This is a genomic window from Methylosinus sp. (genome assembly GCF_036560965.1).
Lineage (GTDB): Bacteria > Pseudomonadota > Alphaproteobacteria > Rhizobiales > Beijerinckiaceae > Methylosinus.
This window is the reverse complement of record NZ_DATBQF010000040.1, coordinates 71,783-96,675: the sequence shown is the minus strand read 5'-3', so window position 1 is coordinate 96,675 and position 24,893 is coordinate 71,783. Positions and strand designations below refer to the sequence as shown.

Sequence of the window (24,893 nt, the reverse complement as noted above, 5' to 3'; positions counted from 1 at the left end):
AGCCAGTTTCAACAGCTCTTGGGCTGCCGTGTTCGCGTCTCGCGTCGACCTTCGGGTTCGACGCCCAAAAGCCGTGGCGGCGCTGGGAGGAATTCCACCGTCGGCGCAGAGTGCGTTACGCGGTCTCGACTTGGCGCTGTGAAGGTGTGACGCATTGTCGTATTTTCTCACGGGGTCGAGGAGGGCCAGATCTGCGTCGACGGGGCCTGTTCTTACAGGACGAGACCTGTCGATCCGCTGTCGAGACGTGTCAGGGATTTGTCAGCTATCTCGCGCGATACAGGGTTCATGGGACGAGGAATCGGACATAGCTGTGCGGCCGCGCTGCTCCTGGGAATGGCCGTCGCCATGGGCGCTGGCGACGCCTTCGCTGTGGAGGAGCGCCTTCGTCGCGAAGATCACGACGTGGCTCGAGCAGCGCTCGAAAGGGGCGAAATTCTGCCGCTCGAGAAGATACTCGCCAGGGTGCGGGAGAGCGTTCGCGGTGACGTCGTCGGAGTCGAGCTGGAGCGAGACTGTGGCGCCTGGATATACGAGATCAAAATCATCGGCCCCGGCAGTGCTATGATCGAAGCGCGCGTCGATGCTCAAACGGGTAAAATTGTCAGGAGAGGCGACTGATGCGCGTCCTGCTCGCGGAGGACGACGAGCGTATCGCGCGAAACGTGAGCGCATCGCTGAACGAAGCGGGATATGTGGTCGATTGGGAAGCCGATGGCCAGGAAGCCTGGTTCAAGGGCGACACCGAGGATTACGCCGCGGCCATCCTCGATCTGGGCCTACCGAGCATGGACGGTCTCTCGATTCTCAAGAAATGGCGAGGCGGTGGACGCTCCATGCCGATTCTCATACTCACGTCTCGCGACAGCTGGCTCGAGCGCGTGGACGGGATCAATTCGGGAGCCGACGATTATTTGCCGAAGCCTTTCCGAATGGAAGAATTGCTTGCGCGACTGCGAGCCATCGTGCGTCGATCCACCGGCTTGTTTGCGCCCATCGTTACCGTAGGAGATCTGAATCTGGACACGCGTCAGATGCGGGTCAGTCTGAACGGAGAGCCCGTATCTCTCACGCCGCAGGAATACAGGCTGCTCAGCTATTTGATGCACCACTCCGGCCGAGTGGTGCCGAATGCAGAGTTGTTGGATCAGCTTTTTTCCCATGACTGCGACAAGACCGAGAACGCGGTCGAGGTCTTGGTCGGACGCGTGCGCAAAAAGGTCGGTTCGGAGCGCATCGAGACGCGACGTGGATTCGGCTACATTGTCGGCGGCGGCAAATGAGGGCGAAATCGCTTCGGCTGAGGTTGTCGATCGCCGCATCCCTCTCTCTTTGCGTTGCTCTGGTTCTGGCGGGCGTCGCGCTGGTGGCGTTGTTCGAACGATATGTGATACGTCGCGTCGGCGTCGAGCTCGACACTTACATTCGGCAATTGGCGGCGAATGTGTCATTGGGTCCCGACGGAGCTCTGCAACTCGGCAGACCGCTCGCGGATCCACGCTTCGACCAGCCGCTCAGTGGTCTCTATTGGCAAATCGTCGAGGATGGAGCCGGCGTCAAACTGCGGTCGCGCTCCCTATGGGACCACGTCATCGATCTGCCGAATGACGAGATCGAGCCTGGAATCGCCCACCATCACGACCTCGCCGGGCCGAAGGGCGAGACTCTATTTTTGGGGGAGCGCCGCGTGAATTACGCGACGGAGGGAGGCGGACGGCGCTTGCGGATCACCGCCGCCGTCGACCGCAATGAAATTCTAGAGGCGAGAACGGAGTTTGCTGGCGATATGGCTGTTTCGCTCGCGGTGCTGGCGCTCATTCTGTTGGCGTCGTCATGGGGGCAGATCGCGGTCGGCCTGAGGCCGTTAGAGGCGCTTCGGCGGAACGTCAACGCGGTTCGAGCAGGAGAGAAGAAGTCGATTACAGTCGATGGCCCCGAGGAGATCATGCCTTTGGTGGCCGAAGTGAACTCCCTGCTGGAAGCGAAAGCGAAAGCGGTCGAGAGCGCCAAGGCGCGCGCCGCCAATCTGGCGCACGCCCTGAAGACGCCTCTCGCCATTCTCGCGACGGATGCGGAACGGCTCCGAAAGGATGGTCGAGATGAAATCGCCGACGAGCTCCAGGAGCTTGCGTTCGGCATGCGGCGTCACATAAATCGAGAGCTATCGCGGGCGCGATTGCAGTCGCTCGCCGGCTCGCCTGTCCAAGCGACGCCACTTCGAAACGTGGTGGAAAGCTTGACGAGAGCGTTCATGCGAACGCCGCGCGGGGGCGCTCTGTCCTGGCGATTGGACATTCCCGCGGATGTGACGATCGGCATGGGCGTCGAAGAAGCCACGGAACTGTTTGGCGCGCTCCTGGAAAATGCGGTCAAATGGGCGGCCGCGGAAGTCCATGTTTCGGCGGAACGCGAACGCGTGTTGTCGATCCTCGTCGAGGACGACGGCCCAGGAGTTCCCCCCGAGAAGCTCGTCGAGCTCGGGCAGCGTGGCGTTCGCCTCGACGAAAAGACCGAGGGCACTGGGCTCGGGCTATCCATCTCGTCGGACATCGTCGACGCCTATGGGGGGCAAATTCGCTTTGGAACTCGCAGCCCTCATGGATTTCAGGCGATCATCACACTGCCCGCATGACGGCGCTCAGAAGCATTTGTTCGCCTTCAGCTCGTAGACCCAGGCGGCGCACTCGTTCTGGCGTCCGCCGTGCTGCCTCATGCAATTGTTGTAATTCGTTTCGATCGCCAGGCACAATGCGACTTTGGGGTCAGCCTGCGGGACGAAGCGGCGCCTATTTTGGTCTTCATCATAATCACGCGGCCCTTCTTGGCTTCGGCGCCACTCTTCATACTCGCGCCGGCGGTGTCGCTCGCGCCATTCCTCGCGCATCTCGTCGAGACGGGCGCAAGCTTCTTCGTCGCCATGCTCGCAATCCTCGTGAAGGCGATGCATATAGTCTCTTCGGCGGTCCTCCTCTTCCTCTTGGGCGCGTGCCAGAGTAGGGGCCATCGTTACGATCAACCCGACGACAATCACTTGTGTCCATTTCATGGATCGGCCTTTTCCACCGTAATGAAGGGACCTCGCGACCCTCCTTTGAAACCATATAGAGGGTGTCCGATTAACGAGTTATTAACGATCTCATCGTCGGGCTTTCTACGTCTATCATTACAATTGCTGTCGATTTCCGTCGAAATTTGACCCAGGATTTCCATTGAGAACTGGCCCGGGTTGAAGATGGCTTGCGCGTCAGTCGGTCGTCATGTTTTGGTCTTCTACTTTGCTGGTTTGTCCGCCTTCGCCGAGCTGTTCTTAAACCGGAAGCTGTCGTTCCCGGTTTCGAGGATGTGGCAGCGGTGAGTGAGGCGATCGAGCAGAGCCGTCGTCAACTTGGCGTCGCCGAAGACGGCGGCCCATTCGCCGAAGCTCAGATTCGTCGTGATGATGACGCCGGTCCGCTCGTAGAGCTTGCTCACCAGATGGAGCAGCAGCTTCGCTGGAGCCGCTGAACGGCAGGTAGCCCCGAGCGCGAAGCCGCCTTCGCAATCTGACACGATGATTTTTTGAGCGGGCGAAGGATTTGCCCCCTCGACCCCAATCTTGACCAGGTTGCGTGCGGCGTTTGGCGTAGCCAGCGGAACAATCCAATGTCGCCGGTCTTGAATTGGCCGGCTATTGGCCGTACATTGTGGCGAGGAGAAAAAGGTCATGACGGACGCCGCATCCAGACCTGGTGGGAGACGCACCCGAGCAGAGCGATTGGAGGCCCGTGTCACCGCCGAGCAAAAGAACCTGATCGAGCGGGCGGCGGCCCTGCAAGGGCGGAGCGTCACCGATTTCGTGCTGACCAGCGTCCAGGACGCCGCCCGGAGAGCTATCGAGGAACATAATCAGCTGTCGCTCTCGGTTCGTGACAGCGAAGCATTCGTCGATGCGCTGCTCAACCCGAAGCCGGTCAATGATCGTCTTCGCGATACGGTACGCCGCTATCGCGAGCGAACCGGCTTTTGACGCGTGCCTGCCGGAAAAGACGAGAAGCTCTACGTGGAGCCGCTGGCTTCTGGCCATGACAGATCGGGATTCGAGAGCGGCGTGGAGGTGCTCGACCGATATTTTCGGACACAGGCCGGTCAGGACGCGCGAAAGAACATGGCCGCGCCCTTCGTTCTGGCGCTGCCCGACGGGACGATCGCGGGCTACTACACGCTTTCATCGACCTCCGTGCAACTCGCCGAGCTGCCGGAGCAGACCCTGCGGAAGCTGCCGAAATATCCGCGCGTGCCGGCGACGCTCATGGGCCGGCTCGCGGTCGATCGGCGGCTACAAGGGAAGGGATACGGCCGGTTTCTACTCGCCGACGCTCTCTACCGATCTGCCCGGAGCGAGATCGCCTCGTTCGCGCTGATCGTGGATGCGAAGGACGATAGCGCCCGCCGCTTCTACGAACGAGAGAGTTTTCTGCCGTTCCCCGAACAGCCCATGAAGCTGTTTCGGACGATGGCGGACATAAAGCGGCTATTCGAATGAGTGGCCACGGGAGTGAGCGGCAGTCGGCTGGCGAAATCGCATGCCGATGGGCGCCCGAAATTCGCGCCAAGGAGAGGAGCTGCGTGTTCCAGCGCGGCCTGGCGAGCAGGAAGAAAAAGAGAACAATCCCTGCACACGGTGTGCACACGGCGCATGTTATCTATTTGAAATTACAAATATTTTAGTCCAGTCCATCATCGGGGCCGTGGAGAATCGAATATCTTGGTTTGTCAGCGACTTCATTTTAGTCTCGAGGCCCCAGGTCGGGGCGTGCGCCTCGATACGACAATTTTCGCTCCTTTTCGACCTCTCAGCGCACACAGAGCGCACACGAGATGGCGACGTTCACGAGGCTCAAATCCGGCTCCTGGCGCGCTCGAGCTCGACTCGAGGGGAAATCGTCAACGAGACGCGTCTCCGCCGGCGCGAGGCGGCGGAGCGAGAGGGGCGTCGGCGCCGAGCGCATGTCGAGCGTCACGCGGGAGACGCCGTTTTGACGGCGACGGCGTAAATGACATTCGTCTCGATCGAAGTCGCGCCGCTCGCGCGCAGGAGAGACAGATTTGTCTCTCTGACGCGCGAAAAGGTCTCTGGATCGAGCTGCGCGAGCGTCCCGCGATAGCCGCTGCCCATCGCGATCGCCCACCAATCGTCCGGCGATCGGAGCGGGTGACGTCCTGCTTCCGCGACTATGTCGGCGCCGCTCACGCCTGCCTCGGCAAGCATTTCGCGTAGACCCGCCGGCTGGGAAATACGGTCCCACGGATTGAAGCCCCGATAAAGATCGGGGCGCTCCTGCCGTATCGCGCTCCAGAAGGCGCTGCTGGCGGGCTCGAACAGGTCGGGGCCCCAGGTGGCGACGGCGAGCCGGCCGCCTGGACGAACCATGCGCCACAGCTCCCGAACCGCTGCGGTCATATCGGGCGCGAAAAAGACGCCGAAGACGCAAATGACCGCATCGAACGCGTCGTCCGGATAGGCGAGGGCGAGCATGTCGGCGACCTGGAATTCTATATTGTCGAGGCCTTTGCTCTGCGCTTTCGCGGCGGCCAATGCGATCAAGCGTTCGGCGAGATCGACGGCGATCACTCCGCCTTTCGGTCCGACGCGCTCGGCGGCCGGCAATGCCGATCCGCCGCTGCCGCAGCAGACGTCGAGCACGCATTCGCCGGGACGAAGATCGAGGCGATCGACGGTCTCTCGTCCGAAGCAATGCCAGAACGAGCTGACAGGATTGTCGAAATAGTCGGCGGCGGCGTTATAGGCGGCCGCCGCTTTCGCCTTTGCGGCTTCCAGCTCGTTCATCCGATCCCCGATCTGGCTATGTCGTCGTTCGAGCGCGCGCGGCGCCGGCGCCTTCATACCATGCCCGAGAGCGGCGGACGATATGGACGACGGAGAGCATGACCGGCACTTCCACGAGCACGCCGACCACCGTCGCGAGCGCCGCGCCCGACTGGAAGCCGAAGAGAGCGATCGCCGTCGCGACGGCCAGCTCGAAGAAATTGCTGGCGCCGATCAGCGCCGAAGGCCCGGCGACGCACCATTCGACGCCGAGGCGGCGATTGAGCAGATAGGCGAGGCCGGCGTTGAAATAGACCTGGATCAGGATCGGCGTCGCCAAGAGCGCGATGACCAGCGGCTGACGCATGATCTCCTCGCCCTGCAGGCCGAATAGAATGACGAGCGTGAGCAGCAGCGCGACCAGCGAGAGCGGGCCGAGCACGCGCAGCGTTGCGCCGAGCGCCGTCGCGCCGCCCTTCGCCAGCAGCGCGCGCCGCCACAGCTGCGATGCGATCACCGGCGCGACGATGTAGAGCGCGACCGATAGAAGCAGCGTGCCCCAGGGCACGGTGATCGACGACAGGCCGAGCAGCAGCGCGACGAGCGGCGCGAAGGCGACGATCATGATCGTGTCGTTGAGCGCGACTTGCGACAGTGTGAAATGCGGCTCGCCGTCGACGAGGTTCGACCAGACGAACACCATCGCCGTGCAGGGCGCCGCCGCCAGCAGAATGAGGCCGGCGATATAGGCGTCGATCTGATCGGCCGGCAGATAGGGGCGGAACAGATGCGCGATGAACAGCCAGCCGAGCAGCGCCATCGAGAAGGGCTTGACGAGCCAATTGATCCCGACGGTGACGGCGATGCCGCGCCAATGCTCGCGCACCTGCCCGAGCGCGGCGAGGTCGATCTTGAGCAGCATGGGGATGATCATCAGCCACACCAGCGCCGCGACCGGGAGATTCACCTGCGCGATCGTCGCCGCGCCGATGGCGTGGAAGACGGACGGCGCCGCCTGGCCGAGCGCGATGCCGACGATGATGCAGAGCGCGACCCAGAGAGTCAGATAGCGCTCGAAGACGCCCATGGCGGGCGCTGCGACGGCTTTGCTTTCGGCATGTTCCGTCGCGGCCGGAGTTGCGCGCAGTTCCATCGGGCGTCCTTTCGGTAAAATATCAGGGAGCTTCGGCGGAGCGCCCCGCCAATTCCAGAAGGCGAGGAACGCCGAGCAGCTCGCCGTCCTCCTTGCGGAACTCCCCGCGTTGCGGCAGCGGCAGAATGGCCAGAACCGCCTCCGACGGGCGGCACAGCCTCACGCCCATCGATGTGACGACGATCGGCCGATTGATGAGGATCGGATGCGCCATCATCGCGTCGAGCAGCGCCTCGTCGCTCAGCGTCGGATCGCCGAGGCCGAGCTCGTGAAAAGGCGTTCCCTTTTCGCGCAGCAGCGCCCGTGTCGGTATCCCCATTCGCGCGATGAGCTGCGCCAGCAGCGCGCGCGTCGGCGGCGACTTCAAATATTCAATCACATGCGGCTCGATGCCGGCGTTGCGGATGAGGCCGAGCGTGTTGCGCGAGGTTCCGCAATCGGGATTGTGATAGACGATCACATCGGGCGCGCTCATGCTTGCTCCTTCGAGCCGCAACACGGCGCCTTTGCGGGAAGCTCCGGCTTCGGCGGACAGCATTCGCCCTGCGGCGTCGTCGGCGCGCAGCAGGCGTTCGCCTCGCCCTTCAGCGTATCCAGCGCCGGATCGCCGCCATAGACCGGGCTTTCGCCCGTCGTGAGGAAGGTCTCCCACATCAGCCCTTGCGGATCGGCGATCCAGGATTTTTCCGATTGCGCATAGCAGCAGGTGGTCGCGCCCTCTTCATAGATGCGCCCGCCGGCCTGCTTCAGGCGTCCATAGACGTCTTGCAGCTCGTCCGCGGTTTCGACCTGAATGCCGAGATGCTCCAATCCGAGGCTCGACCCGCCCCGCGCAGAGATGGCGAAATTCACGCGCGGATCGTCGAGCATCCATTTGGCGTAATCGGGCTTCGCGACCGTCGGCGCGGCGCCGAACAGCGCGCTGTAGAATTGAATGGATCGCGGCAGGTCATCGACGGACACATGCAGATGCAGGCGCTTCATGGAACCCTCTCGGTCTGGCAGGTCGTATCGGCTTCCGTGACGCAGCAAGCGGCGGCGTCGCCCTTGCAGCAATTCTCCGTCAGATAGGCGAGCAGCGCATTCATGACCGGATAGGCGGCCGAATAGATCAGAGAGCGGCCGTCTCGGCGGAAGGTCACGAGATCGGCGTGCTTGAGCTGATTGAGGTGGAAGGACAGCGTGGTCGAAGGAAGCCCCAGCCGCTCGCTGATTTTTCCCGCAGGCAACCCCTCCGGGCCGGCCTGCATCAGCAGCCGGAAGATATCGAGGCGCGACTCGTGGGCCAGGGCGACGAGGGCCGTTATGGCGGATATCTTTTCCATAGTTCAATTATATTTGAATTATGGAGGACGTCAAGGCCGGGTGGCCGCGGAATGGATGCGACGATTTTTTCTCGTTGCTCGGGAGACCCGCTACCGCACACCGCTCGTTACGCGGCGTGATCCACCGCCAGCTCCGTCGCCCCCTCCATCGTCGCAATATCGGCGAGACGGCTCTTCAGCGTCGCCCGGTCCAGCGACTCGAAGGGCAGGTTGACGAAGGCAGTCAGCCGCGCGCCGATACGCCGATAGGCTTCCATGAAGGCGGCGCGCTTCTGCGCGTCATCGCGTTTCAGCGCCGGGTCGGCGACGCCCCAATGCGCGAGCAGCGCATTGCGCGGCCAGGGGCCACAGGGTTGCTCGCATATGTCGTCGCAGAGGGTGATGACGAAATCCATGCGCGGCGCATCTGGCTTGGTGAATTCCTTCCAGCTCTTGGAACGAAACGCCTTTGTGTCATAGCCGAGCGACGACAGCAGTTCGACGCCGATCGGATCAGGACGCTCGGCGGGCTGGCTACCGGCCGAATATGCGTGGAAGCGGTCGCCGCCCTCGCGGTTCAGGATCGCCTCCGCCAGAATGGAACGCGCGGCGTTGCCGGAGCAGAGAAACAGCACATTGCGCACCCGCTTGCCTGCCGACTTCGGACGCTTCTGCGGAAAGGCGGGCGCAGCGAGAGCGACATCGTCGAGCGACGCGCCGAGATCGGCCAGCATCGTCGAGAGCACATGGCCCAATTTGCTGGAATTGGCGGCGTAGATCACCGAGCGCCCCTCGCGCCGTCCGAGGACCAGGCCGGCGCGTTCGAGATGGGCGATATGGGTCGAGAGCGTATTGTGCGGCACGGCCAGCAGGCGGGCGATGTCGCCCGCCGGCAGCCCATAGGGAAGATAGCGCAGCAGCAGACGATAGGCCTCGAGCCGCGTCGTCTGCGCCAACGCCTCGAAAATGCCGACGATCTCCGCCGTGGTGAGCCGATCTTCCGCCATTTTCTTCCTCCGCCCTTCGCGGAAGATAGCCCATTCATCGATATTTCGCTACGTCTCGACGAGATGCGCCAATGGTGGGCTCTCGAGCGGCGCCGTCTACGGGCCTCGCCTTGCCGATCTCCTCGAGCCGCCTCTGCAAGGAGAGCTTGTCCAGGCCCTTCATCGGCAAGGAAGCGAAGATCGAGATGCGATTATTGAGCATGCGGAATGTGTCGGCGAAGGCCAGATGCTTTTCGACCTCTGTCCCTTCGACAGCGCCGGGGTCGGGCAAGCCCCAATGCGCCGTCATCGGCTGGCCTGGCCAATAGGGACACTCTTCCTTCGCAGCGTCGTCGCAGACGGTGAAGACGAAATCGAGCGGCGGAGCGCCGGGCTCGGCGAATTCGCTCCAGCTCTTCGAGCGATAGCCGTCCGCCTTGAAGCCCGACCTCTCCAATATCGCAACCGCATAGGGATTGACCTCGCCCTTCGGCCGGGAGCCGGCGCTAAAGGCCTTGAATCGACCGGCGCCCACCCGCTCGAGGATCGCCTCGGCGATGATCGAGCGCGCCGAATTGCCGGTGCAGAGAAAGAGCACATTATAGACTTTGTCCTCGGTCACGATGTCCTCCTATCGATATGTCCATAACCATCGACATATCGACATTATGTCGTGGGCGGCCACGTCGGCAAGAAGAAAATCGAGCTGCATCGTCCTGTCTGCGGGATCCCAAAAGCGCCAAGCTTCACCGCGGAGCCAACGAGCGTCCCGGGCGGTCCCTATCTGGTTCCGCCTCTCGCTTCGCGACGCTCAGGACGTCGTCGGGCCGCTTCATGGTTGACGGTCTGGGCCCTGTCGGCAGACTTGCGCATCGGCTTCCGATAGCGAAACTCGTCGGTGGGCCAAAAGGGGAGAAGCGTGACCACCATCCTTGGACTCAACGCCTACCATGGCGACGCCTCCGCCTGCCTCGTGCGCGACGGCGTTATTGTCGCTGCGGCCGAGGAAGAGCGTTTCCGGCGCATCAAGCATTGGGCGGGGTTTCCCTCCCGAGCGATCGGCTATTGCCTCGAGGAAGGCGGCCTGACGCTCGCGGAGGTGGATCATGTCGCGGTCAATTCGGACCCGAAGGCCAGCTTCTTCCGGAAGATCGGCTATGCGTTGAAGACCCGACCCGATCTTTCCCTCATTGTCGATCGCATCCGCAATCAGACGAAGCGACGATCGATAGAAGCAGACTTCGCGCGCGCGTTTCCGGGGGCGGCCTTCAAGGGCGAGACGCACCGCATCGAGCATCATGTCGCTCATGTCGCGTCGGCCTTCCTCGTCTCGCCATTCGAGCGCGCGGTCGTTTTATCGGTGGACGGGTTCGGCGATTTTTGCAGCGCCGCTTGGGGCATGGGGGAGGGAAATCGAATCTCGATCGATGGACGCGTCTACTTTCCGCATTCGCTCGGCGTTTTCTATCAGGCGATCACGCAATATCTGGGCTTTCCCCACTATGGCGACGAATACAAGGTGATGGGCCTCGCGCCCTATGGTCGGCCGGAGCGTCTGGAGGCCATGCGTCGCATCGTGCGGCTCATCGACGATGGAGCGTTCGCGCTCGATCTCTCCTACTTCCGCCATCACAGGGAGAAAATCGCTTACGAATGGTCGGGCGGCATGCCGCACGTCGGCGCGTTGTTCGCCCCGGCGCTCGAGGATTTGCTCGGACCGGCGCGCCGCAAGGACGAGCCGCTCGACGACCGTCACCGCAATATCGCCTGTTCGGCGCAGGCGATGTATGAAGAGGCGTTCTTCCACTTGCTGCGCAATCTCCACGATCGATATCGACATGCCGATCTCGCGCTCGCCGGAGGCTGCGCCATGAATTCCGTCGCCAATGGCAAGATCAAGCGGATGTCGTCGTTCGACCGTGTCTACATTCAATCTGCGGCCGGCGACGCCGGCGGCGCCATTGGCGCGGCGATGCAGCTATGGAGCGCGCTGGGCGACACGACGGGCGACGCGCCGACTGCGAGCGCTTTGGCGGGAGACAGGGTCGCTGGACGAAAAATCATGGATCACGCTTATCTCGGCCCCGATTGCGATGATGCGGCGATAGCGTCGCTGCTCGCCACGCGCAGCGACGAGCTGGCGGGGAAGGGGTGTGTGGTGGAGCGCATCGCCGACGAGGCCGCTCTTTGTCGGCGCACGGCCGACGCCATTGCGAATGGCGAAGTCGTCGGCTGGTTCCAAGGACGGATGGAATGGGGCCCGCGCGCGCTGGGCAACCGTTCGATCGTCTGCGATCCGCGTCGCGCGGACATGAAAGACATACTGAATCACAAGATCAAGCGGCGCGAGAGCTTCCGCCCGTTCGCGCCGTCGATTCAAAGGGAATGTGTTTTCGATTGGTTCGAGGAGGACGGCGATGTTCCGTTCATGATGCAAGTATTTCAGATCAGGGTGGCGAAACGTCCGCTAATCCCCGCCATAACCCATGTCGATGGTTCGGGACGACTGCAGACGGTTCATCGCGAAACCAATCCGCGCTACTGGCGGCTGATCGAAGCTTTCCGCGCGAAAACCGGGGTGCCGATGGTGCTCAACACCTCCTTCAACGAAAACGAGCCCGTCGTGTGCACGCCGGAGGAGGCGCTCGACTGCTTCTCGAGAACGAAGATGGATGTGCTGGCGCTCGGGAACAGCTTCATTCGACGAAATGGGTGAGTGAGAAATTTTGACGTGGTGAGCCGAGCTTCGAACATGCCAGTCTTCGAACCTGCCAGTCTTCGTAAATCATGGCTCGGAGAATGGCGGCCGATGTGAGCTTGTCGTCGTCGCGCCCCGCCGTCGCCCTATGGCGCCCGGCACGCGTCGAGAATGAAAATAACCTCCATCGTCCGCAGTCCGGCGTCCCCAGGAGGCCGGGGATCGCGCTTGTTCGCCGCATGTCGGCGTCACGGCTTACGAGGCTCGATCGACGAGGTCGAAAGCATCGAATTCCGCTTTCGCAGCGCGTTCGGCGGGCGCCGCGCTGGAGTTCGCGGGCAGGCGCGTCACATCGCTGCTCGAGGGCTCGATATCGAGACGCGAGCCGAAGAGCGAAGTGATGCGCTTGGCTATGATCGCCCAGTCGAATTGTTCGTGGGCTATAGTGCGCGCCTTCGCGCGGATCTCGGCGCCTCGGTCCGTCTCCCAAATGCGAGATTGCAATAGGGCGCGCAAGTCGCTTTCGTTCTGCGCCGCGACATACCATCCCTCGGCGGCGACGCCGCGCGCGCCGAATTCATTCGCCACGATGAGGCATCCGGCGGCCATATAGTCGAACAGCTTCAAATTGGTCCCGCCGCCCGAGAACAATAGCTGCAGAGCGAAATCGGCCGAGCTCAACAATGCGATCTTGAGGTCTTCCTCGACGAAATCGAACCACAATTCATCGAAGGGAACCTCGACCCAACCGGTGCGATCCGCCTGCGCGATGGAGCCGATCAAAGCGACGGCGCCGTCGAAACCAGCCTGCGCCAGCAATTCGCGCGATTTGATGTAGGATTCGACATTGGGCCCATAGCCGCTGCCCAGGAAAACCGCCAAAGCTTTATCGCCGATCTGCAACTTGCTTCGAAGCTCGGCCCGACTGGCCTCGTCCCAGACAGGATATCGCGAGCAATCGACGCCGTTTGGCGCGACGGAGACGATGCTTCGCGGCACGTCATACAGCGCGGCCATGCGGTCGGCGTCGCTTTCGCTCACAGCGGTGACGAAATGGGCCTCACGGCAGGCCATTCTCTCCGCATAGTACACTGTGTCCTGGAAGGAGACGATTTGCGACTCGCCCAATCCGCCACGAAAATGTTGTTCCTTTATATCATACTCGACATTGAACGACTCGTATATCTTGATCGCGTTTCGTTTCGCGAATCCGAAGCCCAGCAGCGCGAAATAGGGATGGGACGAGATAACGACGTCCGCCGCGCCTATGATCTGCCGCGCCTCACGCACAAACTCGTCCGTCAAATGATACTCTCGGATGCAGAGAATGTCGTGAGCGAGACGTCTCGTTTTCTCCAGAATGTGCCAGAAGTGGTGCAGATCCCCCTCCGCGGCCGGAAACACAATCACGTCGAAGCGCTCGGCGAGCTTGTAGCGCCTGATGTGAGCGCTCTGCCGATAATCATAGGCGATGAGCGTGACGTCGTGCTCCTTGGCGACATTCTTATAGACGGATAAATACCGTGTTTGTCCGCCGTCGCGGACCGGGGTGATGTCGAATGTGGAAAGGACAACGATCTTCATCGACGTATTTCCTTCAAAACATCGACGACCGCTCTAGCGATGCGATCCCAGTCGAAGCGAGAAGCGGCGGCATTCGCTTTTGACGCGAGGCGGGAACGCAGATCAGAATCGGTGGCTAGCTCTCGAAGCCCTTGAGCGATCGAGCTCACCGACAGGGGATCCACGAGAACCGCGGCGTTCCGCGCGATATCCTGCATGCTGGTGTCCTGTGAGGTCAATACTGGCGCGCCGCAAGCCATCGCCTCCAGCACTGGCATGCCGAATCCTTCATAGATGCTGGGATAGGCGACGAACATGGCTCCCGAATAGAGCGCCGATAAATCGTTGTTGTCGACGCCGCTCAGCACTTTCACATGTTCCGAGAGTCCGCTGCTTCTGATCAACCTCATCAATTCATCATATCCCCAACCGTGGGAGCCGACGATGATCAGCGCTGGCGGCTTGTCGACGCCGCGACGGAACTCATCATAGGCCATCACCAGACGAACTTGATTCTTGCGCGGCTCGAGAGTTCCCACATTGAGAATATAGTTTCTGGGCAGAGCATATTTCGCGAGCGTGGCGTCGACCGCGGAAGGCGGACGCCGCTCGATCGCGCCGGGCCCGATCCATGTGGTCGTCAGACGCTCCGGGGCGACGCCTACATTGGTGATGATGTCATTGCGGGTCGTGTCGGAGTTGCAGAAAATGTGATCAGCTTGCTTGAACACGTCGAGGACGTTCGCGAAATTTTCGATCGCGTCCTTGCCGAAGAAATTCGGAAACAAGACTGGGATCACGTCATGCGCCCAGCTCGCCAGAGCGAGGCCGGGAATCGCGATCGGAATGAAATGATTCGCAAAATAGACGCTTGCGCCGAATTCGCGGAGCTCGCGGCCCAGTTCTTTCAAATTCAACGCCCGCCGCTGCTCGATCGCGGCGTGCGCGACGCTGCTGAAGCGACGGTCGAAACGCCCGTCCGCGAGGCGATAGACGAGCTTGTGGCTGATGTGCACCGCGACGCGGGCTGTGTCGACCCGTGGGAAGAACGCCATCGGGATTTCGGCGTATCCGTTCGTCCAGCGCCAAGAGACCTCCGGCTCGTGATAGCCTGTGATCAGCCGGGCGTCGTCGTAGGAATATTCGCGCGATCCCGCGTCCGTTTCGATGACGATCTTGTCTATGGCCAATCCGAGAGTGCGGGAGTCGGGCGAATTCAGCGTGTCGACAGGGCGCACCGACCGGCTGCTCAGATACATCGCATGTCGAGGAACGGCGCCCTCATAAGAAATCCATGTTCCGTCGGGAGTCGCTGTTTCGGTCGTCGTCACGACTTTCCCGTCGACCTCGAACCGCGCGCGCGTCTTGTCGGTGAGAAGCGAATAGGCTCCAGAGGGTTTCAGGACGCTGCGATAGATCACCCGCGGGGTGAAGGATAGCGCGGCCATCGCATCTGCCCGCACCTCTCCGAAAAAGGGATCGGCGACAAAAATGAACTCGACATCGGGGGCGACTCTGGCGGCGGCGTTCAGAAAACCGACGGATACATTGAATATTCCGCCATTGATCGACTGCTGAAAGGCGCCGGCGTCATATGCGATGATCATGCGTTCAACCCCGTGGAGATGTCGACGAACCCCTCCAAGAATGAGAGCCACTTTCTCGCGGTCGCTTCGGAGTAGAAATCTGTCGCTCGATTTACCTGCTCGCGAACGATATCGTTGCGCAAAGTCTTGTCGCGGCGCAAGAGCTCGACGTAGCCGGCAGGGATTGCCGGGTCGAGCGTATCGAATTTGATTCCGGCAAATCCCATCGTCTCGCCCACCGCCGTTCCTGCGTAGGCCAATACCGGACAACCGACGGTGAAGGCCTCGAGCACGGGAACCATGAAGCCTTCGTGCTCGCTCAAGGAAATAAACGCGTCGGCCGCGGCGAACAGGGTTTTAATCGCCAGTCCGCTCGCGTTCTGATAAATCTTGATGTCTGACAACACGCCTCCTTGCACTGCCCGCCCGAGCAGCGCATGGAAATATTCGTCCCCCCAAATTTTGCCGGCGAGATGGAGCGACGCTGACCGTCCGAAGAGCTTCTTATAGGCCGCGAGAGTGTCGATCAGCAGATCATGCCGCTTATTGGGCACAAAACGCCCGACAAACACGATATTGACTTCGGATGCGGCTTTTATATCGAAGTATAATTGATTATCGAGTTCAGGCGACGCGAAGAATGCGTTGTTGAAAAACACCGGGATGGTCGCTGGATTTCGAAAGCCGAACTCTTTCAGCTCGGCCGAATTGTAGTCGGAAACGCCGACGCCTTTCTCGAATGCGCCCGCAAAACGCCGCAACTGCGTGCGCGAGTGGTCGCACATATCCCCCAGCCAGCTCATGGAGCCTTGACCACGAAAAAAATGGCCCGGCGTGACATTGTGATAAACGAGAACCTTTCTGACAGGCAGATCCAACAAATGTTCGAGCTCGTCATTGTAAAATGAATAATGCAGCAAGAGCAGATCTGTGTCCTGCCAAGCCAAGCGCTTCAACATGGACGTCGAGAGCGTCGCATAATCGCTATTCGCGATAGTGGAATCGGCGCAGGCTACATAGGAGGCGACCCCGCGATCCCGAAGAGTCTGATGCAGGGCGGAAATCGAGGCGCCGATCGCATCGGCGCTAATTACTGAGGGATGATATTGAACAACACGTGACATTCATCCTCACCAGGCAGATATTTCGACATCGAGACACCGAGGCCGGAGACGGCGGCCCTTCCGAAATCCCGGCCCGCCCGATCGAGCCGACAACATAGTGCTCTCCGTCGCTTCGGAGAAACGCTGTATCAACCGACCGAACGGCCCTTGTCCGTCGACGAGCCCGAGCGCGTCAGAGGCTCGAAAACTTTCATCTGCTGCTCGAATTGCTGTGTGACGCCGGCGACCACGGCGTCGGCGACATCGCCCACCTCCTGTTTCGCGTCGTCGAGAGCCTGCAGCAGCGTCTCCCTCTCACGTCTCAGGCCGTCCACTTCTCCGCCGACTTTCGCGATTTCCGTCGACAGTCGATCGATAGTCGAAGCGAGAGTGGTGATCTGCGCGGAAATCTGCGCGGAGAATTTGAGGAGGTAATTTCTCTGCTCGGTCAAATGGAACAGCAGCGAATCCATCGTCGACACGCTGCCCGTGAACGAAAGGGGCGGCAGCTCGCTCGACGTCTCACTTTGAGGTTGCGTTCTCGCGCGCGTGACGAGCGCATGCGCGAATTCAGATAGTCGCCGCTTCTCTGTTACCGATATCACTTTATTCATGGGAGCAGTCCATTTTTCGTTGCTCTTACCGTTGGATGTACAATGACAGCAATCGCGATGTCAATGCGCAGCTTCCGTTTGCGCGCAGATGATATGGATGGCGGGCCGGACCAACGATCCGAGCGGCGCCGAGCGGGCGTCGCCGTCGGGGCGGATCGAGCTCCTGGAGCGGAGATGGCGAACGCGAGCTGCGTTTTCATGAGTTGTGCGACGCTTTTAAGGTGCGCCGAGCCGGTCGATGTTTCCCTATTTCGGGCAATTCGCGCGCGGGTCCCTTCAGGCGTTTCGGCCCCGAAGCCGTGGGCGCCTTGCGTCGATGCGCTATTCGGCGATTGTCCGTCCCCGAGCGCGTCACGCCGCAGACTATTCGATCGGCTCGCGGAAATAGAACAGGAATTGGACCGCCGATATGTTATTCAGTAATAATGATTTCATTATTTGTTCGAAGATAACGATTTTTGTGCCGCCGATCAATAGGCTTTGCGGTTCTGCAACGCGAGAGGCGCGGTGGATCTGGTCGATATCGGATATCATAATTATGCCATAGGCGCTCATAATGACCGTAGAAAGTCGACAGTAGTACAAATATTGCTGGAAATTGTCCGACATGTATCGCAATTGTATGACAATATCCATCCCAATAGATTGTCGTATCTCGAATTGCTTCTGAGAAGAGAATTGGCTTGCGTTCTCCGGTGTGCGATTTTTCCGATTCGACGACCACAAAAGCGTCTACGACACTCGCGAGTTCCGCCGTCCGTATTCTGAGCATCGGTTTCGTTGAAACCGATGGAGCAGTCGACTCGGATTATCAGGCCGGCGGTTCTAGCCGTTCGTGACGGGCCGAGCGAGGGAGCGCTGTCGACGGTGGAATGATCGCTTTTGATTCGGACGCATATGGATCCGCTCGACGATGTCGCGCGTGTGGCGTTTCTGACGATGGCGATCTTCGAGGACCGGTCGCTGAAAAATCAATCCGAGATTCGCCTCTGCGCTTCGTCAGCATGTCCGGGCTCGAGCTCGTACGCGAGCGGACCGCGACGTTAATGCCCGGATCGGTGGTCGCGCAGCCTGCGTCCTTGTCGCCTCCGTCTTTGTCGTTAGACCGCGTGGCGCTCGGCGGATCGATACGCATTTACCTTTAGGTAAGTTAACGCATTGTTAACCATGCCGGCGTGAAATGACGACGCAGCTGGAGCGCGTCCGCCGTTGACCCAACCTTCGACTCACATTCGCTTTCGTGGCCGATCCTTTCCGGTCCTGGCCCTCGAGCCGGACGCGCCGATCGCCGGATGGTTCGAGCGGCTCGACGCCTGTCTCGAACATTCTCCGGCCTTCTTTTCCCGCAAGGCGATCGTGGTCGACGTATCCAAGCTCGGCCTCGATCGCGACAATGTGGCGGAGCTCGTGGAGCAGCTGTCCGAGCGCCACGTCCGCATCATGGGATTGACCGGCGTCGACCCCGCCTGGGCTTGCGACGACCTGCCGCCGATCCTCACCAATGGCCGCTCCCTCGGTTCCGGCGCGGCGTTCGCGCCCGACGCCGAAGAGATCGCCGCGTTGACGCCGAACGAGCGGGCCGCATTCGAGGAGATCGCTCAGACGCTCGGCGGCGGGGAGTCCAGCTCGCCGGAGCCGATCATCGATTTGGCGCCGGAGAAGGGCGCGGCTCCGCTCGTCGTCGAAACGCCGGTGCGCTCGGGGCAGTCGATTTTCCATCCGGATGGCGACGTGATCGTGATCGGCTCCGTCTCCTCCGGCGCCGACATTATCGCGGGCGGCTCTGTCCATGTCTATGGAACGGTGCGCGGTCGCATCATGGCCGGCGCCTATGGCGAGTCGCGGGCGCGCATCTTCTGCCGGCGCCTCGAGGCGGAGCTTCTCGCGGTCGGCGGCTTCTATATGACGGCCGATGAAATTCGCGACGACGTGCGCGGCCGCGCGGTCCACGCGAGGCTCGAGGACGAAACGATCAAAATCACCAAACTCGATTGAGAGGGACGGTAAAAAATGCCCAAGATATTGGTCGTCACTTCCGGCAAAGGCGGGGTCGGCAAGACGACGTCGACTGCAGCGCTCGGCGCAGCGCTGGCGCAGGCGGGCCAGAAGGTCGCCGTCGTGGACTTCGACGTCGGCCTGCGCAATCTCGATCTCGTCATGGGCGCGGAGCGGCGGGTCGTCTACGACCTCATCAATGTCGCGCAGGGCGACGCCAAGCTGCATCAGGCGCTCATTCGCGACAAGCGGCTCGATAATCTCTATCTTCTTCCCGCGTCTCAGACCAGGGACAAGGACGCTCTGACCGAAGAAGGCGTGCGCCGCGTCATCGACGAAATGCGCGAGCGTTTCGATTGGATCGTCTGCGACAGCCCCGCCGGCATAGAGCGCGGCGCAACGCTGGCCATGCGCTTTGCCGATGTGGCCGTGGTGGTCGCCAATCCGGAAGTCTCCTCTGTGCGCGATTCGGACCGGATCATCGGACTGCTCGACGCCAAGACCGAGATCGCCGAGAAGGGCGGGCGCATGGAAAAGCATCTGCTGCTGACGCGCTATGACGCGGGACGCGCGGCGCGCGGCGAGATGCTGAATGTCGACGACGTGCTGGAGATCTTGTCGATCCCGCTGCTCGGCATCATTCCCGAGAGCGAAGATGTTCTGCGCGCCTCCAACGTCGGGACGCCGGTCACCCTTCACAGCGGGACGAGCGCGCCGTCGCGCGCTTACGCCGACGCCGCGAGGCGCTTGTGCGGCGCGGAGGTGCCGATGGACATCCCAACCGACAAGAAAGGACTTCTCGTCAGACTCTTTGGTCGGAGGGCGGCATGAAGCTGTTCAGTTTCTTCAATCGCCGCGCTACTGCGCCGGTCGCCCGCGAGCGTCTGCAAATTCTGCTCGCGCATGAGCGCGCGTCGGTGTCCAACTCCAATCTCGTCGCGCTCCTGCACAAAGAAGTGCTCGCCGCCATCTCCAAGCACATAGAGATCGATCCGGACAAAGTGGAGGTGAAACTGCGCGAAGGCGATAATGTGTCGCTGCTCGAGATCGACATAGAGATCTCGGCGAACGCTCCGGCGCGCGACGCGATTTCCGAAGAAGCGGCGTAAATCCGTCCCGGAGCGAGCGGCGAGAATGCCGCTCGCTCGCGCTCCGTGGAGCGCGGGCGGGGTGGTCTTCGCGCGGTCAGCGCAACGCCAGCAGATGCCCGCGCGTCATTCGTTCGAGAAGCAGACTCACGAAAATCGTCGTGACTCCGAACTCCAAGACGTAAGCGCGGTCCAGAAAGCCGGCTCCCACTCCATCATAATAGGCGAAGCGCATCCATTCGATCGATTGCGCGATCGGATTGTAGGACTGCATCGTGCGATAGGGTTCCGGCAGATTGTCGGGCAGGAATACCGTTCCCGAAGCCGCCCACAGCAAAATTCTGAACAGCGCGAAAAGCATCGCCCATATTGGAATGGCCAGAGCCAGCGTGCCGTTGAAAAAGCCGACGCCGACGCCGAGAAGGATCGCGGAGCCATAGGCGCAGGCCGCTTGCTCGATGTCCCGCGGCATCATATTCTCACCGATCGCCCATCCGATGAGGAGGATGAGCAGAACGACCGTGCAGGAAGAAAGAAACTCCAGCACGATGGAAGCGATCAGCGCGTCGAGCACTTTGACTTCCGGAAAAGCGAAGAGCGGCCGACTCATGAGCACTGAGGTCATCATGAAAGTGGACAGATAGGCCTGCGCTTGAAACGGCACGGCCCCCGTCGCCACGAAAAGCATCGTGCTTTCTCCGACGGGCGCCATGCGGCCGTTGAGGCTGAACAGAATGATGATGAGCACGGAATGCAGGAGCGGCCAAGCGATCGCGATCAGATAGCCGAAGCCATGACCGAAAAATCGCGTGCGGATATTACGCAACATCAAAGCGAGCAAGACGTGGCGCTGGCGCCGAAAGGCCTCCTTGAACTCCGATGTCGCATTCAGCTCGGCGTACATGGCGTGGCTCCACTCGGTTTCGGCGATGTCCGAGTCGACGATCGAATCGCTTTCGCGCATCAGGGGCGAAGGATGCCGCGTCGGATCGGTCTCGCTCGAATAGGTCTCGAATGTGGCGCTCGTGCGGCGCGGCGCTCACGCGAGGCGGCGCGCCGCACCGGCGGCGACGCGCTTTCACGAAGATGAGCGAATTCGCTCGAATGGCGCATTCTGGCCGATCGAGTCGATATCTCAATCCATTCGCGGCGACAAGATATTCCCTCGGGCCGGCGCTGGGCGCACGTCGTGCGGCGCGAAACTCGTTTCTTGATCCGTCGGCGGCTTTCTCTTAAATAGGCTCGGTTTGCGCCAGCGACGCTTCTTTCTGGCGAAATCCTTTCGAAGCGGGCCGTGACGATGCGTAGAGCCCCGAGTGTGATGTCGATTTTCGTGCTGCTGCTCGGCGCGCCCGGCGTCGCGGCGTCGTCCGGTGTCAGCGTCGAGCCGGAGGCGCTCGCGCATTATTCCTATTGCGTCAACGAGGCGAAGGATCGCAGCTTCGTCTTCGTCCTGTCGCGGCAGATTCTCTACCGCTGTCACGGGGATGTCGCGGTCTCCTATTTCAACTATCTCGGCCATCATCGCGTCCCGGATCGGCGCGTCGAGGATGAGACCGGCGTCTATCTCTTTCGGACGATCAGCGGCGTCGGGCGATGCTGGAACAAGATTTTGGACGAAGCGCATCTTCCCGTCTCGGCCTTCGGCTGCGAGATCTTCGTCGATATTTGAGCGTCTCGGCGCGCCGCCGCGCCTCGCTCGTCGAAATGGCGGTCTCCATAGCGACGGCGCGCGGCGAGGGGCGCGCGCTGGCGCATGTCGCCTGGATCGCGTTCGGCGGCCTGGCCGTCGCGCTTCTCGATCTCGCGCAGCTCGGCTGGTGGGCGGCGCCGACGCTGATCCTGTTCGGCGCGCTGGCGCTCGCCGCCGTGTTCGACGCGCGCTATCTCGTCATTCCCGATGGTCCGCTGATCATTCTGCTGCTGCTCGGCCTCGCCACGCTGCCGCGCGATGGCGACGAGACGGCGTTGCGCCTGGCGGCGGCGGCCGGCGGCTATGGGGCCTTGCGGGCGATCGACGCCGCTTATCGGTTGCTGCGGGGACGCGCCGGGCTCGGCCTCGCCGACGCTCATCTGCTCGGCCTCGCCGGCCTTTGGCTGGGGCCGGCGGCACTGCCCGGCTGTCTCCTCGTCGCGGTCGTCTCGGCTTTCGTTTCGGCGTTCATAGCGGCGCGCGACGGGGCGCTCGGGCGTTTGACGCAGCCGATTCCCTTCGGCCCTCATCTCGCGCTCGGCTTCTGGCTCTGTTGGAGCCTCGGGCCGCTCGAGCCGGGATGACCGCGCGTCACAGGGGATTTTGGCGAAGCCGGACGACGAAGGAGGCGTCGATCAGCCGGCCATTGCGTCGGGCCGCCAGCCGCACCGAGACGAGCTTCGGCGCCGTGAGGCGCTCCGCCCAGCTCTTCGTCCAGACCGGGGGAGCATTGGGCTCCGGCGAGCCGAAATAGGAGAGCTCGAAAACCGCGACGTCGCGCAGCGCTATGGCCGAGCGCGCCGGACCGCCGGCGCCGCCGAACCACGCCTCCGGCCGCAGCACGCCGGAGCGCAGGTCGAGATCGTCGCCGGATACGGAGATTTCCGTCAACGCCAGTCCGCCCCAATCCGAGCCTCCATCGCTCGTCGTCACCAGGCGGATCCGGTCCGGGCGGCCGTCGAAGGCGATGGTCGGCGCGCCGTCCCTTTTGTTGAGCTGAACGGGAAAGGCGCGGGACAAAATGGCCTCGAGCGCGCCGGCGGCCTCCTCGACCTCTTGGACGCCCTCATAGTCGCGGCCGGTTTCCCAGACGCGCTTGCCGAGGCGAAAGCCGCCGGCGATCGTCCCGACGATCAGCGACATCAACGCGATCGAGAGCAGCGCCTCGATCAGGGTGAAGCCGCGGGAGCGGCGCGGCGTCTTCATTGGCGCGGCCTGCTCGCGTCGATCTTGACGGTGCGAAGGGTCAGACTATCGCCCGGCGCGACGCCGCCCGGCCGGCGTATGGTGAGTCCGGCGAGACAGGCGAGGGTCTCGGCGAGGCCTGCGGGGTCAGCGGCCGAGCGGCACGGGCCGATCGCCAGCGACCAGAGCAGGCCGTCCGCATAGCGACCCGAGGTTTCGCCGATGACGAGCGGGGTCGCGACGCCGAGCCCCTCCAATTGCGAGCGCCCCTGCCGCGCGGCGCGCAGCAGAAAATCGCCGCGGCTCTCGTTGCGGGCGCCGAGTCCGACGCCCTGGAGCAGGGCGCCCAGCGCCAGCGCCAGAATCAGAAAGGCCACGAGCGCCTCGATCAGCGCGAAGCCGCGCCGCGCCGCAGGGAGCGCTGACGGAGGACGCGCTAACGGAGGGCGCATCGCGTCGCTCCGGTGAGCCAGTTGACGGCAATTTCGGCGCGCGCGCCGGACAGTCCGATCGTCAGCCCGCCCCCCGAGGAGCCGCCGTCCGGAAAGAAGGAGATGGCGCCGCGCGAGGGCTCCGTCCGCTCGCGCGCGGAGACGGCGAGCTCGATCGCGGCGTCCTCGGGCAGCGCCGTCGTGGCGATGGCGGGTGAGAAGAAGGCTTTGCGCCGCAGATCGATGGTCAGCGCCTGCTCGCTCGCCGTGGCGATCGCCCGCATCCGCGTCGCGCGCAATCCGGCGCAGAGCGAGCGCGTCGCGCTTTCGACGCGCAGCCGCGGCGAGGGCCGGCGCACGACCTGGCTCGCCATTCCCCCCAGCAGCGCCACGATCGCCAGCACGGCGAGCATCTCCAGCAGCGAGAAGCCGCGCCTGCGCATCGCGCCGCGGGTGAAAGGGGCCCTCATCGCAGGGCGAGATCATTGATGCCGAGAACGGCGTCCATCACCGTCATCACCAGGCCGCCGACGACGGCCGCGATGAAAATGGTGAGGGTCGGCGTGACGAGGCCGACCGCGCGTTCGAGGCTGCGCTGCGTCTGCCGCTCGAACATGGAGGCGAGACGTAGCAGCATGTCGTCGAGCCGCCCGGCCTCCTCGCCGATGCGCGCCATCGTCGCCGTCGTCGGAGGAAGCCGCTCGATCCGCTCCAGCGCGGCGCTCAGCGCGCCGCCGCCGCGCACCGTCTCGATGACTTTCGTGAGCTCGGCGGAAAAATAGCGGTCCGATAGAACAGCCCGCGCGCTCTCCAGCCCCTGTAGCAGCGGCACGCCGGCCTTCAGCGAGGAGCCGAGCGTGTAGGCGAAGCGCGCCGTCTGCAATTTGGCGCTCAGCGGGCCGGCATAGGGCAGAGCGAGCAGAGCGCGATCGAAGCGCACGCCGAATTCGGGACTCGCGGCGGCGTATCTGCGCAGCGCCACGGCGAGAGCGATGAGGACCGCGACGGCGCCGACGCCCCATCGCCAATTGGCCGAGACGTCGATGACGAATTGCAGGCCGCCGGGCATGGGCTGGCCGCTGTCGGTGAAAATCGGCGCGATATTGGGAACCAGCGTGCCGAGCACGACGGCCGTCGAGACGATCGCCAGCACGATCAGCAGCGCCGGATAGACGAGGCCGCTCTGAATGCGCGCGCGCATCTCGAGCCGGCGCTCCAATATATCGGCCATATCGGTGAGCGCCTGCGCCGCCTTGCCCATGGTCTCGCCGGCGCGCACGATGCTGATGTAATCGGGGCCGAAGAGATCGGCGCGCGTCGCCAGCGCATCGGACAGCGAGGCGCCGTCGACGATGCGCCGCAGGATTTCGTCCGCCAGCGCGCGCAGGCCCGGCGTGGCGCTCTGCGTCGCCAGCAGCCGCAGGCTGTGGTCGAGCGGAACGTCCGCCTGCTCCAGCGTCGCGAACTCGCGCGTGAAGGAGGCGATATCGGCGGGGGAGGGCTTGCGGGCGCCCAAGCGCAGCGTCAGCAGCGAGCTCCTGGCGCCGGCTCCGGTCTCGCGCAGCGAGAGCGGCGTGAGGCCGCGCCGCCACAGCGCGTCCTCGGCGTCCTCGCTCGAGCGCGCCTCTATGTCGCCCTCGATCAGATCGCCGATCGAGGAATAGGCGCGATAGCGAAAATTGGACATG

29 protein-coding genes and 1 pseudogene are annotated in these 24,893 nt (G+C 62.5%); 11 read left to right on the top strand and 19 right to left on the bottom strand.

Annotated elements, in window-relative coordinates:
- Window positions 1–288: 288 nt before the first annotated feature.
- The 3 genes from VIF40_RS11615 to VIF40_RS11605 are packed head-to-tail and all read left to right on the top strand — an operon-like array spanning window position 289 to window position 2,632.
- The gene (locus VIF40_RS11615; protein ID WP_331937673.1) at window positions 289–621 is read left to right on the top strand and encodes a PepSY domain-containing protein; all 333 of its coding nucleotides are present in this window, start codon (window positions 289–291) and stop codon (window positions 619–621) included.
- A complete protein-coding gene (locus tag VIF40_RS11610; RefSeq protein ID WP_024879251.1) occupies window positions 621–1,283 on the top strand; it encodes a response regulator transcription factor in 663 nt (220 codons plus the stop codon). The genes VIF40_RS11615 and VIF40_RS11610 overlap by 1 nt, the downstream gene beginning before the upstream one ends.
- A complete protein-coding gene (locus tag VIF40_RS11605) occupies window positions 1,280–2,632 on the top strand; it encodes a HAMP domain-containing sensor histidine kinase (protein ID WP_331937672.1) in 1,353 nt (450 codons plus the stop codon). The genes VIF40_RS11610 and VIF40_RS11605 overlap by 4 nt, the downstream gene beginning before the upstream one ends.
- Window positions 2,633–2,638: 6 nt before the next feature.
- Here the strand turns inward: VIF40_RS11605 and VIF40_RS11600 are convergent, their stop codons facing one another.
- Complete coding sequence (locus VIF40_RS11600; RefSeq protein ID WP_331937671.1) at window positions 2,639–3,046, bottom strand: hypothetical protein; 408 nt, start codon at window positions 3,044–3,046, stop codon at window positions 2,639–2,641.
- Window positions 3,047–3,270: 224 nt separating this feature from the next.
- Window positions 3,271–3,517 (bottom strand): annotated as a pseudogene (locus tag VIF40_RS11595) (ATP-binding protein); the annotation flags it as partial.
- A 186-nt stretch (window positions 3,518–3,703) separates the two neighbouring features.
- Between VIF40_RS11595 and VIF40_RS11590 the strand changes: the two are divergent.
- Together VIF40_RS11590 and VIF40_RS11585 are read left to right on the top strand one after the other, a co-directional pair.
- The gene (locus VIF40_RS11590) at window positions 3,704–4,006 is read left to right on the top strand and encodes a DUF1778 domain-containing protein (protein WP_331937670.1); all 303 of its coding nucleotides are present in this window, start codon (window positions 3,704–3,706) and stop codon (window positions 4,004–4,006) included.
- Between the two features lie 3 nt (window positions 4,007–4,009).
- Window positions 4,010–4,522, top strand: coding sequence for a GNAT family N-acetyltransferase (locus VIF40_RS11585; RefSeq protein ID WP_331937669.1), 513 nt, complete (start codon window positions 4,010–4,012; stop codon window positions 4,520–4,522).
- Between the two features lie 474 nt (window positions 4,523–4,996).
- Here the strand turns inward: VIF40_RS11585 and VIF40_RS11580 are convergent, their stop codons facing one another.
- The 7 genes from VIF40_RS11580 to VIF40_RS11550 all read right to left on the bottom strand — a co-directional run bounded on the left by VIF40_RS11580 (window position 4,997) and on the right by VIF40_RS11550 (window position 9,871).
- Window positions 4,997–5,827 (bottom strand): class I SAM-dependent methyltransferase, encoded by an 831-nt coding sequence (locus VIF40_RS11580; RefSeq protein WP_331937668.1) that lies wholly within the window; start codon window positions 5,825–5,827, stop codon window positions 4,997–4,999.
- Window positions 5,828–5,843: 16 nt separating this feature from the next.
- Complete coding sequence (arsB, locus tag VIF40_RS11575; RefSeq protein WP_331937700.1) at window positions 5,844–6,893, bottom strand: ACR3 family arsenite efflux transporter; 1,050 nt, start codon at window positions 6,891–6,893, stop codon at window positions 5,844–5,846.
- An 88-nt stretch (window positions 6,894–6,981) separates the two neighbouring features.
- Window positions 6,982–7,434, bottom strand: coding sequence for an arsenate reductase (glutaredoxin) (gene arsC / locus VIF40_RS11570; RefSeq protein WP_331937667.1), 453 nt, complete (start codon window positions 7,432–7,434; stop codon window positions 6,982–6,984).
- A complete protein-coding gene (locus VIF40_RS11565) occupies window positions 7,431–7,943 on the bottom strand; it encodes an ArsI/CadI family heavy metal resistance metalloenzyme (protein ID WP_331937666.1) in 513 nt (170 codons plus the stop codon). The genes arsC and VIF40_RS11565 overlap by 4 nt, the downstream gene beginning before the upstream one ends.
- Window positions 7,940–8,284, bottom strand: coding sequence for a metalloregulator ArsR/SmtB family transcription factor (locus VIF40_RS11560; protein WP_331937665.1), 345 nt, complete (start codon window positions 8,282–8,284; stop codon window positions 7,940–7,942). The genes VIF40_RS11565 and VIF40_RS11560 overlap by 4 nt, the downstream gene beginning before the upstream one ends.
- 107 nt (window positions 8,285–8,391) lie before the next feature.
- Window positions 8,392–9,270: a helix-turn-helix domain-containing protein gene (locus VIF40_RS11555; RefSeq protein ID WP_331937664.1), complete on the bottom strand. Its 879-nt coding sequence runs from the start codon at window positions 9,268–9,270 to the stop codon at window positions 8,392–8,394.
- A 34-nt stretch (window positions 9,271–9,304) separates the two neighbouring features.
- The gene (locus VIF40_RS11550) at window positions 9,305–9,871 is read right to left on the bottom strand and encodes an arsenate reductase ArsC (protein WP_331937663.1); all 567 of its coding nucleotides are present in this window, start codon (window positions 9,869–9,871) and stop codon (window positions 9,305–9,307) included.
- Between the two features lie 297 nt (window positions 9,872–10,168).
- On the opposite strand from VIF40_RS11550, the gene VIF40_RS11545 reads away from it, so the two are divergent.
- Window positions 10,169–11,965: a carbamoyltransferase family protein gene (locus VIF40_RS11545; RefSeq protein ID WP_331937662.1), complete on the top strand. Its 1,797-nt coding sequence runs from the start codon at window positions 10,169–10,171 to the stop codon at window positions 11,963–11,965.
- 237 nt (window positions 11,966–12,202) lie between these two features.
- Here the strand turns inward: VIF40_RS11545 and VIF40_RS11540 are convergent, their stop codons facing one another.
- The 5 genes from VIF40_RS11540 to VIF40_RS21480 all read right to left on the bottom strand — a co-directional run bounded on the left by VIF40_RS11540 (window position 12,203) and on the right by VIF40_RS21480 (window position 17,585).
- Window positions 12,203–13,531 (bottom strand): glycosyltransferase, encoded by a 1,329-nt coding sequence (locus tag VIF40_RS11540; RefSeq protein WP_331937661.1) that lies wholly within the window; start codon window positions 13,529–13,531, stop codon window positions 12,203–12,205.
- Window positions 13,528–15,117 carry a glycosyltransferase family 1 protein gene (locus tag VIF40_RS11535; protein WP_331937660.1) on the bottom strand — a complete coding sequence of 530 codons (1,590 nt, stop codon included), beginning with the start codon at window positions 15,115–15,117 and terminating at the stop codon, window positions 13,528–13,530. Before VIF40_RS11535 ends, VIF40_RS11540 begins: the two co-directional genes overlap by 4 nt.
- The gene (locus tag VIF40_RS11530) at window positions 15,114–16,220 is read right to left on the bottom strand and encodes a glycosyltransferase (RefSeq protein ID WP_331937659.1); all 1,107 of its coding nucleotides are present in this window, start codon (window positions 16,218–16,220) and stop codon (window positions 15,114–15,116) included. The genes VIF40_RS11535 and VIF40_RS11530 overlap by 4 nt, the downstream gene beginning before the upstream one ends.
- Window positions 16,221–16,348: 128 nt before the next feature.
- Window positions 16,349–16,672: a hypothetical protein gene (locus VIF40_RS11525; RefSeq protein WP_331937658.1), complete on the bottom strand. Its 324-nt coding sequence runs from the start codon at window positions 16,670–16,672 to the stop codon at window positions 16,349–16,351.
- 553 nt (window positions 16,673–17,225) lie between these two features.
- A complete protein-coding gene (locus VIF40_RS21480) occupies window positions 17,226–17,585 on the bottom strand; it encodes a hypothetical protein (RefSeq protein ID WP_414684790.1) in 360 nt (119 codons plus the stop codon).
- 437 nt (window positions 17,586–18,022) lie between these two features.
- Between VIF40_RS21480 and minC the strand changes: the two genes are divergently transcribed.
- Genes minC through minE form a run of 3 tightly spaced genes read left to right on the top strand, consistent with a single transcriptional unit; the run spans window position 18,023 to window position 19,917 of the window.
- Window positions 18,023–18,808 carry a septum site-determining protein MinC gene (minC, locus tag VIF40_RS11520; protein WP_331937657.1) on the top strand — a complete coding sequence of 262 codons (786 nt, stop codon included), beginning with the start codon at window positions 18,023–18,025 and terminating at the stop codon, window positions 18,806–18,808.
- Between the two features lie 15 nt (window positions 18,809–18,823).
- Window positions 18,824–19,639: a septum site-determining protein MinD gene (gene minD / locus VIF40_RS11515; protein WP_331937656.1), complete on the top strand. Its 816-nt coding sequence runs from the start codon at window positions 18,824–18,826 to the stop codon at window positions 19,637–19,639.
- Window positions 19,636–19,917: a cell division topological specificity factor MinE gene (gene minE / locus VIF40_RS11510; RefSeq protein WP_331937655.1), complete on the top strand. Its 282-nt coding sequence runs from the start codon at window positions 19,636–19,638 to the stop codon at window positions 19,915–19,917. Before minD ends, minE begins: the two co-directional genes overlap by 4 nt.
- Before the next feature lie 76 nt (window positions 19,918–19,993).
- Here minE and VIF40_RS11505 read toward each other — a convergent pair whose 3' ends face one another.
- Window positions 19,994–20,800 carry an ABC transporter gene (locus VIF40_RS11505; protein WP_331937654.1) on the bottom strand — a complete coding sequence of 269 codons (807 nt, stop codon included), beginning with the start codon at window positions 20,798–20,800 and terminating at the stop codon, window positions 19,994–19,996.
- Window positions 20,801–21,217: 417 nt separating this feature from the next.
- On the opposite strand from VIF40_RS11505, the gene VIF40_RS11500 reads away from it, so the two are divergent.
- Together VIF40_RS11500 and VIF40_RS11495 are read left to right on the top strand one after the other, a co-directional pair.
- Window positions 21,218–21,568 (top strand): hypothetical protein, encoded by a 351-nt coding sequence (locus tag VIF40_RS11500; RefSeq protein WP_331937699.1) that lies wholly within the window; start codon window positions 21,218–21,220, stop codon window positions 21,566–21,568.
- Window positions 21,565–22,173, top strand: a complete 609-nt coding sequence (locus VIF40_RS11495) for a prepilin peptidase (protein WP_331937653.1) — start codon at window positions 21,565–21,567, stop codon at window positions 22,171–22,173. The genes VIF40_RS11500 and VIF40_RS11495 overlap by 4 nt, the downstream gene beginning before the upstream one ends.
- A gap of 7 nt (window positions 22,174–22,180) precedes the next feature.
- On the opposite strand, the gene VIF40_RS11490 is transcribed toward VIF40_RS11495, so the two are convergent.
- Genes VIF40_RS11490 through VIF40_RS11475 form a run of 4 tightly spaced genes read right to left on the bottom strand, consistent with a single transcriptional unit; the run spans window position 22,181 to window position 24,892 of the window.
- The gene (locus VIF40_RS11490) at window positions 22,181–22,795 is read right to left on the bottom strand and encodes a type II secretion system protein (RefSeq protein ID WP_331937652.1); all 615 of its coding nucleotides are present in this window, start codon (window positions 22,793–22,795) and stop codon (window positions 22,181–22,183) included.
- On the bottom strand, window positions 22,792–23,226 hold the full coding sequence (locus tag VIF40_RS11485) for a prepilin-type N-terminal cleavage/methylation domain-containing protein (protein ID WP_331937651.1): 435 nt from the start codon (window positions 23,224–23,226) through the stop codon (window positions 22,792–22,794). Before VIF40_RS11485 ends, VIF40_RS11490 begins: the two co-directional genes overlap by 4 nt.
- Window positions 23,211–23,675 (bottom strand): prepilin-type N-terminal cleavage/methylation domain-containing protein, encoded by a 465-nt coding sequence (locus VIF40_RS11480; protein ID WP_331937650.1) that lies wholly within the window; start codon window positions 23,673–23,675, stop codon window positions 23,211–23,213. The genes VIF40_RS11485 and VIF40_RS11480 overlap by 16 nt, the downstream gene beginning before the upstream one ends.
- Window positions 23,672–24,892, bottom strand: coding sequence for a type II secretion system F family protein (locus VIF40_RS11475; RefSeq protein WP_331937649.1), 1,221 nt, complete (start codon window positions 24,890–24,892; stop codon window positions 23,672–23,674). The genes VIF40_RS11480 and VIF40_RS11475 overlap by 4 nt, the downstream gene beginning before the upstream one ends.
- Between the last annotated feature and the right edge of the window lies 1 nt (window position 24,893).

What these genes read in the sequence shown, in the direction of transcription:
- VIF40_RS11615 (WP_331937673.1), top strand. Translation starts at nt 289, where the DNA reads ATGGGACGAGGAATCGGACATAGCTGTGCGGCCGCGCTGCTCCTGGGA.
- VIF40_RS11610 (WP_024879251.1), top strand. Translation starts at nt 621, where the DNA reads ATGCGCGTCCTGCTCGCGGAGGACGACGAGCGTATCGCGCGAAACGTG.
- VIF40_RS11605 (WP_331937672.1), top strand. Translation starts at nt 1,280, where the DNA reads ATGAGGGCGAAATCGCTTCGGCTGAGGTTGTCGATCGCCGCATCCCTC.
- VIF40_RS11600 (WP_331937671.1), bottom strand. Translation starts at nt 3,046, where the DNA reads ATGAAATGGACACAAGTGATTGTCGTCGGGTTGATCGTAACGATGGCC.
- VIF40_RS11590 (WP_331937670.1), top strand. Translation starts at nt 3,704, where the DNA reads ATGACGGACGCCGCATCCAGACCTGGTGGGAGACGCACCCGAGCAGAG.
- VIF40_RS11580 (WP_331937668.1), bottom strand. Translation starts at nt 5,827, where the DNA reads ATGAACGAGCTGGAAGCCGCAAAGGCGAAAGCGGCGGCCGCCTATAAC.
- arsB (WP_331937700.1), bottom strand. Translation starts at nt 6,893, where the DNA reads ATGGGCGTCTTCGAGCGCTATCTGACTCTCTGGGTCGCGCTCTGCATC.
- arsC (WP_331937667.1), bottom strand. Translation starts at nt 7,434, where the DNA reads ATGAGCGCGCCCGATGTGATCGTCTATCACAATCCCGATTGCGGAACC.
- VIF40_RS11565 (WP_331937666.1), bottom strand. Translation starts at nt 7,943, where the DNA reads ATGAAGCGCCTGCATCTGCATGTGTCCGTCGATGACCTGCCGCGATCC.
- VIF40_RS11560 (WP_331937665.1), bottom strand. Translation starts at nt 8,284, where the DNA reads ATGGAAAAGATATCCGCCATAACGGCCCTCGTCGCCCTGGCCCACGAG.
- VIF40_RS11555 (WP_331937664.1), bottom strand. Translation starts at nt 9,270, where the DNA reads ATGGCGGAAGATCGGCTCACCACGGCGGAGATCGTCGGCATTTTCGAG.
- VIF40_RS11540 (WP_331937661.1), bottom strand. Translation starts at nt 13,531, where the DNA reads ATGAAGATCGTTGTCCTTTCCACATTCGACATCACCCCGGTCCGCGAC.
- VIF40_RS11535 (WP_331937660.1), bottom strand. Translation starts at nt 15,117, where the DNA reads ATGATCATCGCATATGACGCCGGCGCCTTTCAGCAGTCGATCAATGGC.
- VIF40_RS11530 (WP_331937659.1), bottom strand. Translation starts at nt 16,220, where the DNA reads ATGTCACGTGTTGTTCAATATCATCCCTCAGTAATTAGCGCCGATGCG.
- VIF40_RS11525 (WP_331937658.1), bottom strand. Translation starts at nt 16,672, where the DNA reads ATGGATTCGCTGCTGTTCCATTTGACCGAGCAGAGAAATTACCTCCTC.
- VIF40_RS21480 (WP_414684790.1), bottom strand. Translation starts at nt 17,585, where the DNA reads ATGCTCAGAATACGGACGGCGGAACTCGCGAGTGTCGTAGACGCTTTT.
- minD (WP_331937656.1), top strand. Translation starts at nt 18,824, where the DNA reads ATGCCCAAGATATTGGTCGTCACTTCCGGCAAAGGCGGGGTCGGCAAG.
- minE (WP_331937655.1), top strand. Translation starts at nt 19,636, where the DNA reads ATGAAGCTGTTCAGTTTCTTCAATCGCCGCGCTACTGCGCCGGTCGCC.
- VIF40_RS11505 (WP_331937654.1), bottom strand. Translation starts at nt 20,800, where the DNA reads ATGTACGCCGAGCTGAATGCGACATCGGAGTTCAAGGAGGCCTTTCGG.
- VIF40_RS11500 (WP_331937699.1), top strand. Translation starts at nt 21,218, where the DNA reads ATGTCGATTTTCGTGCTGCTGCTCGGCGCGCCCGGCGTCGCGGCGTCG.
- VIF40_RS11490 (WP_331937652.1), bottom strand. Translation starts at nt 22,795, where the DNA reads ATGAAGACGCCGCGCCGCTCCCGCGGCTTCACCCTGATCGAGGCGCTG.
- VIF40_RS11485 (WP_331937651.1), bottom strand. Translation starts at nt 23,226, where the DNA reads ATGCGCCCTCCGTTAGCGCGTCCTCCGTCAGCGCTCCCTGCGGCGCGG.
- VIF40_RS11480 (WP_331937650.1), bottom strand. Translation starts at nt 23,675, where the DNA reads ATGAGGGCCCCTTTCACCCGCGGCGCGATGCGCAGGCGCGGCTTCTCG.
- VIF40_RS11475 (WP_331937649.1), bottom strand. Translation starts at nt 24,892, where the DNA reads ATGTCCAATTTTCGCTATCGCGCCTATTCCTCGATCGGCGATCTGATC.